At 44.3% G+C, this 6,723-nt stretch carries 1 protein-coding gene; it reads right to left on the bottom strand.

The annotated features are described in order from the left end of the window. Positions 1-3: 3 nt before the first annotated feature. The coding region (locus tag IM485_RS20455; RefSeq protein ID WP_502882200.1) for an SPM autocatalytic domain-containing protein at positions 4-6,723 on the bottom strand (6,720 nt) is incomplete at its 5' end.

Consider the following 6,723-nt stretch of genomic DNA (forward strand, 5'->3'; position numbering starts at 1 on the left):
AGATTAAACTAATACAAGTATATCAGAGGCGGTAAGAGTGGGTTTAGAACTAAGAGTTGCAATTTGAATGGCTGCTAGTGTACCTGTCCCGTCCCCATCAAAGAATAGTCTTCCAGTGATTGTATTATAAATCAAGCGATTGCTGGCATTTAATGCAGTTGTTCCTAACACGAATTGAGCGGCTGTAATGGAAACTCCTGCTGCTAAACCACCGCCAAAACCCGCAGCAGAGACAGTAATTTTATCCCCCTGACTGGAGAGAAAATCAGTAATTGTGTCAATCCCTTCATTGCGGTTGTTGAAGGTGAATTGATCGCCACCCGCACCCCCTGTTAGGGTATCATTACCAGTACCACCAATCAAGGTATCATTCCCATCACTACCATTAAGGATATTGTTACCACTATTACCGGTGATAACATTATTTAATGTGTTACCGGTTCCGTTAATATTTGTAGTACCAGTGAGGGTGACGTTTTCTAGGTTATTTCCCAGGGTATAAGTTACAGAAGATTGAACGGTATCCGTGCCTTGGTTAGCGTTTTCCGTAATCGTATCGGTAGTAGTATCAATTTGATAAGTATCATTTCCTAAACCACCTACCAAAGTATCAATTCCGCCTGCACCATTGAGGGTGTCGTTACCTTCTTCACCGTTGAGAAGGTCATTATCACTACCGCCATCTAGATTATCATCACCTAAGCCGCCATTGATAGTATCGTTACCATTGCTACCAGTAAGGGTATCTTGGCCTTCCCCACCATCGATACTATCGTTCCCTAATCCACCATTGAGGGAGTCTTGACCAATACCACCGAACAGGCGATCGCTGTCGTTACCCCCATTAAGTGTATCATCCCCCTCCCCGCCATTGAGGGTATCATTGCCATCGCCACCGTTAAGGATGTCGTTACCAATATCGCCATTGAGGCTATCATCTCCCGGACTACCATTGAGGGAGTCGTTACCTTCACCGCCACTAAGAATATCGTTGTCATCGCCTCCGTTAAGAGTGTCATTTCCGCTATTACCATTGATGCTATCTTTCCCTTCTTGTCCGTTAAGGAGGTCATCTCCATTACCGCCGTTGAGGGTGTCATCGCCTTGATTGCCATCTAGGGCATCATTGCCATCTGAACCCCCTAAATTATCATTACCTAGATTTCCCTGAAGGCGATCGCTTCCTTCTCCTCCTATTAGTACATCATCACCAGTTCCGCCCTTAATGGTGTCGTCGCCTTTACCTCCATCGATGGTGACACTGACGGTACTGGAGTTGGTGAAGGTGTCGTTACCGTCGTTACCCAGCGCCATTTCTAGGCTACTGAGTCCGAGATCGAGGGTGATAGCTTGATTGGTGGTGACTATGGCAATATCTTGTCCTTCGCCACCCTTAATGACTGTATCTTGTGCGTCGATGTAGAGGATGTCGTTACCTGCGCCGCCAATCAGTTGATCCGCGCCTGTATCGCCGATTATCCAGTCGTTACCGTTTCCACCTGTGAGGGTATCGTTGCCGTCGCCACCGGAGAGGAATACGCCTTCGCTTCCGGTGGTGTAGAAGGTGTCGTTACCGGTACTACCGATCGCAATTTGGACTTTAGCATCGAAGAGGTTGAGGGTGTGGTTGGCGGTGTCGTTGAAGATGGTGAGGGAGGTGGCGCTGTCGTTTTCGGCGATGATTTGGACACCGTTAGCGGTTTGGGTGGTTTTAAAGCCGGTTTCGGTGACGAGGAAGGCGACATCGGCGATGATGCCACTGGTTCCGTCGTTGCGGTTGAAGAGGGATTGTTTGCGGATGATGTTGCCGTCTTGGACGGTTTCGGTGGTGATTCCGTTGAGGTTGATGCTGTTGATGCCGTGTTGGGTGAGGGTTTTCAGTTCGTTGGCTTGGCTGATGCCGTCTTGGTTGAGGTCTTGCCAAACGAGGATTTGGTTGAATTGGGTATCGGTGGCGGATATTATGCCGTTGTGGTTGCTGTCGAGGGTGGCTAGGGCGGCGAGTCCTGATGGGGCGGTTCCGTTGTTGTAGCGCTCGGAGAAGATTTCGGTGATGTTGTTGATTTTGCCGTCACGGTTGAGGTCGAGGGTGAGGATGCCGTCGGTTGTCCAGGCGGTGTTTTCGGCGTAGCCGTCCGCATCTATGTCAAAGAAAATACTAGAATTTTTGACATTACTAACGTCCAAGCCATTTCCCTCTAAATCAATAACAAGGGGATCTAAAAGAGTTAGTTTTTCATTACTTTTGTCTGATGCACCAAAAGAAAGACCCGATGATTGATTGAAGTCTTTGAAGGGACTATTTACTTCATTACTAATTTTAATACTAGCTAACACATCTGAATTATTTTTAGGTATATTTTGCTGTACTTCACCATGATTTTGCTTCTGATAAAATTGATCTAAATTTTCTATTGTATTCCCATCTTTTAAAGAATCGATCAAAAATGCTATAGCACTATGATGATCGTCAATTCCTTTGTAAGTTTTTTGCAGATCATCCAACATTTTAGGAGTTAGTTGAATATCTTGGCTTCCTGGTAAGGCATTTCTGTAGCCCAATGAAAAAATCCAGTCATAGTCACTGCGAATTAACGTTACTTTTTTAGCATCCGTTGTATCTAAGCTGGCTGAAAACACTTTGAAGCCGCTCTCAAATCCAGGGCGTGCGGGATCTAATCCTACAATTTGTTTTACCTCTCCGTACCCATTGTTTTTAGCATATTCTCCAATACTTGCGGCTACTTGCGCCCCTAAGCTGTGACCTATAACAGTTAAATCACTAAATTGTACTCCTAATGTATGGAGACTTTCAGCTATTTTTTGACCTGCTAACTTAGTATCTGAAGCGGCACCTAGATAATTCACGTTTTGAGCTAGTTCTGACCAATCACCAATTATAATATTGTGATCGGGATATACAGACGAAAGAAGTTGAGCAACGTTAAAACTCCATTCAGGAGTAGCATCATTAAGCCAACCAAATGTAACTAATATAGTTGGTTTCTGTTTGTCAAGTTCACCTTGAATAATCAATCCACCTTTGTTGTTATCGTTAATAACAAAATCTTTGGTAATATAGATCACCTCACCGCCTTGGTCAATTCTAGAGAAGACATTCTCAATTCCATACTTCCCAATAAGCTCTTTTACTTTTTCGTCTTTTAAATTGGGTTCTTTTAAAAGTTTTTGCAATAGTAACTGCTTTTTGAAGTCTGTTAGTTGATCGATCTTGTCTTGTTCGCCATAATAATTAAGCAGAGAATTAGAAAGAGTTTGAACACCGTTTAACCAGCCATTAAGACTGCCATCATCAGTAATTGCCTTAATGCCAGCAGTAACATTTGTTGCCAATTCTACTGTACTGATAATATCGAGAATCTGCGTAGAAATTCCCAAGTCAATGCCAAAACTTCCTTTCTGTCCATTCAATCCTGAAGCTAGTGAAAATGTTGCGGAAAGGAAACTAGATGCCGCTCCTAACCAGTTATCATCTTCTGCTAATTGAACACCGCTATTAATACTTAAAGCTGCTTGAGATAAATAATCATACGGAGATTGTGGAATGGGTAAAGCTACTTTTAGAACATTTAAGGCATTGAGAAAAGCAGATAAATTATCACCAGATTCAACTGCTTTATAAGCATAATAAGAACTGGAAACGACTTTTTGTACATCTTTAAATGTCTCAATACCTCCTATTTGTAAACTAGAAGGAAGCTTAAATCCGCCAACTTCTGCAAATCCTAATGCTGCCATGCCTGCGTTAAAAATTGCTCCCTCTAAATCCCCATTATAGGCGGCTTGAACAGCACTTAAAGATGCTCCGACAGCCTGTAAAGTTGAAGCGACGCTAATATAAGAAGCAAATTGTCCTGTTGCTGATAAAGCAGCCGATAAGGTTAATCCTTGGGAAAGTCCAGCTAATGCAACTCCACCAGTAATAGCAGCAGCGGCAAGAGCAACAACAAGAGTAACAGTCCCCAGAATCTCATTAACAAAGGCTTTCTTTCTGACTTTGCGTTCTTTAATTCGCCCCTCAATAATCTGACTTAAAAGCTGTTGAGATTGTCGCGCTAAATCATCGGATAAATCAACTGCACCTTGAGCATAGCCAATCTTATAAAGTATCTCTAAATTCTGCTGACTGAGTAACTCTTTTTCTTGATTTAATACCCCTGTTTTCTGAATCTCATCATAGAGTGCTTTACTGGCTCCCTTGAGGTCGGTTTCTGATTGTTTCAGAATGCCTAAATATTGCTGTTCTTCTTGGTCTAATTTCGTAACTTCAGCATTCAGTTTATTATTCTGCTCAATTAAACCATCAACTGTTTTCAGCAAATTATCCTGAATTGTCGCTGCTTCTTTCCCCTGTAAAGCAGCATGAATATCTTGACGAGTTGCTGTTAATATGCTCTGCAATTCAGCAGGTAAGCTGGGCTGTTTTTGTTTGAGGGCATCTAAATCGGCTAAGATGCCAGCGAGTTGTCCTTTATAGTCAGCTTGGGTGATGATATTGGCAATCGGGTTAATCCCTAAGTCGGTGCGGAGGTTATTAATCGCTTGCTGGAGTGCTTCTTCGGTGTTAAGTTGGTTTAATTGTTCCAGTTTGGTGACGGCAATTTGACGATCGCGTTGAATATCTAACCGTTGTTTTTCTAACTGGGCTGCCACCGCATCATCAATCAATTGACCGCGTTTTTGGGCGATTTCTTGTTCTAATTGTGCCTGCGCTAAGTTGAATTTTTCAACGGAAAGAACTTGCAATAAGGTTTGATTTGTCCAGTCTTTCAGTTGGGATAGGGCATCTATACGAAATTCAGCAACGGCGATTTCTTGTTTATGGGCCTCAATTGCTTCTTGAGAATTGCCGATACTTTGTTGAAGTTGGGCCAATTCTTGGGTGGCGAGGGCTTTTTGTCCTTCTAAGAGGGTAATTTGATTTTCAGCAGCTTGACGAAGGGCGGTAAATTGGCTGGCTTGTTGTTGCGCCTGTTGTTGCAGTTGCCGATATTGCTGCATTTCGGCATAGTATTTATCGGCTAAGATTAAATCTTCGGGGCGGGCAATTCCTCCTGAACAACCGCCACCTTTATCGCTGGCTAAATCTCGATAATCTTTGTAATACAATTCGGCGGCGGTGGCCATATTGTTGGCGTTGGCAACTTCCAGAAGTTGGGCGGCTTCTTGGCTTCCGGCATCGTTGGCTTGTTTAAGAATAGTCAGCAGTTGGCTTTCAAAGCTGTTTAATTCTTGGCGTTTAGTAGTGGCTTGGAGGGTGTAATTTTTTTCGAGTTCAGTGGCTTCTAGGAGTTTTTTGAGTCCCTGTTGTTTATCTTTGATGGCGGCGAGGTATTTGTCATTTTGCAGCAGGAGAGAGGCTTGCAGGTCGTCCATTACTGCGGTTAAAGCTTGGCTACTGGCTTCGGCTTGTTCGGCGAGTTTTTGGACTTCGGCGAGGGTTTTCCTGGTATCTGTGAGTTGTTGTTCGAGGGTGCTGGTGTCTTTGTCGGGACTGGCGAGAGTCGCATCAAGGAGTTGATACTCGGTGAGGAGTACCTGTTCTTGGGTTGAGAGGAGGGTCTGTTTTTGGGTGAGGGTGGCTTGTTGGGAGGTGAGGACGGTTTGTTTTTGGGTGAGGAGTTGGATGGATTGGTCTAATTGGGCTTTTTTGGTGAGGTTTTCGTCGCCCCCATTATCAAGGGAGGTTGGGGGGATCAAATCCCGCTGGGTTTGCAGTTGAGTGATGAGGGTTTGGGTTTGGGTGAGTTCGTCAGCGAGGTAAGTGGTTTGTTGTGTCACCCAATTTTTGGCGGCGGTGATGTCTTGTTGCAGAAGTTGGGTTTTGGTTTGCAGTTCGGCGCGTTTTTCTAGGACGCTGTTGAGGGCGGTTAGATAGTTGTCTTTACTGGTTTGGTATTCGCCGGTTTCTTTTTGGACGTTGGTAGTGGCGGTGGTTGCATCTTGGGTGGCTATTTCGAGTTGGGTTTGCAGGATGGGGAGGAGTTTTTCCCAGTCACTTATTTGGGCGATTTTGTCTTCGCTGAGTTTTCTTTCTGCTTCCAGTTGTTGCAGGAGGTGGATAAATTCGCTTTGGCTGAGGGCGGCTTCATTGGCGACGGCCCTGGCTTTGTTCCATTGGTCGAGGATGGTGGTGGTGGTATCTTTATTTAATGTATCGGTTTCGACTCCTTTAAGGAGTTGGGCGGCGTGTTCTCGGAGGGCGGTCGCTTGTTTGGTGTAGGTATCCCAGATAATCCAATAATGGTCAACGTGGGTGATTGTAACGGTTTCACTGCGTCCAGAACGTCCTCTAGATTCTCGGTATTCGATCCAAGTGGGTCCTTGTTTACGGCTTTGTTCCCAATAAAAAGCGGATTTTTCTTGATACCAGTCGGCTTGGGAGATGGAAGCGGCGGCTTCAGCTTGTTTTTGGCTAATGCTGTTTTTTAGTTGGTCGATTTCTTGTTGGGATTGGGTTTGTTGGTCGTTGATTTGTTGTTGAAGGGTGGCGAGGGTGGTGGGGTTGTTGAGTTCGGGATAGTATTGATTGCGGAGATTGTCAAGATTTTTTGTGGCTATATATGTGGCAAAAGTTCGCTTTCCACTTGCATTCCAGACAACAACATAATCTTGTTTGCTATCGCCATTAACGTCAACAAATTGTCCTATATCTTTACCAGTTGAATCAGGACTAAATCCACCCCAAGAAGCTGTATTAAA

Origin of the sequence: Microcystis sp. M169S2, assembly GCF_020245865.1 — a bacterium.
Lineage (GTDB): Bacteria > Cyanobacteriota > Cyanobacteriia > Cyanobacteriales > Microcystaceae > Microcystis > Microcystis ichthyoblabe_A.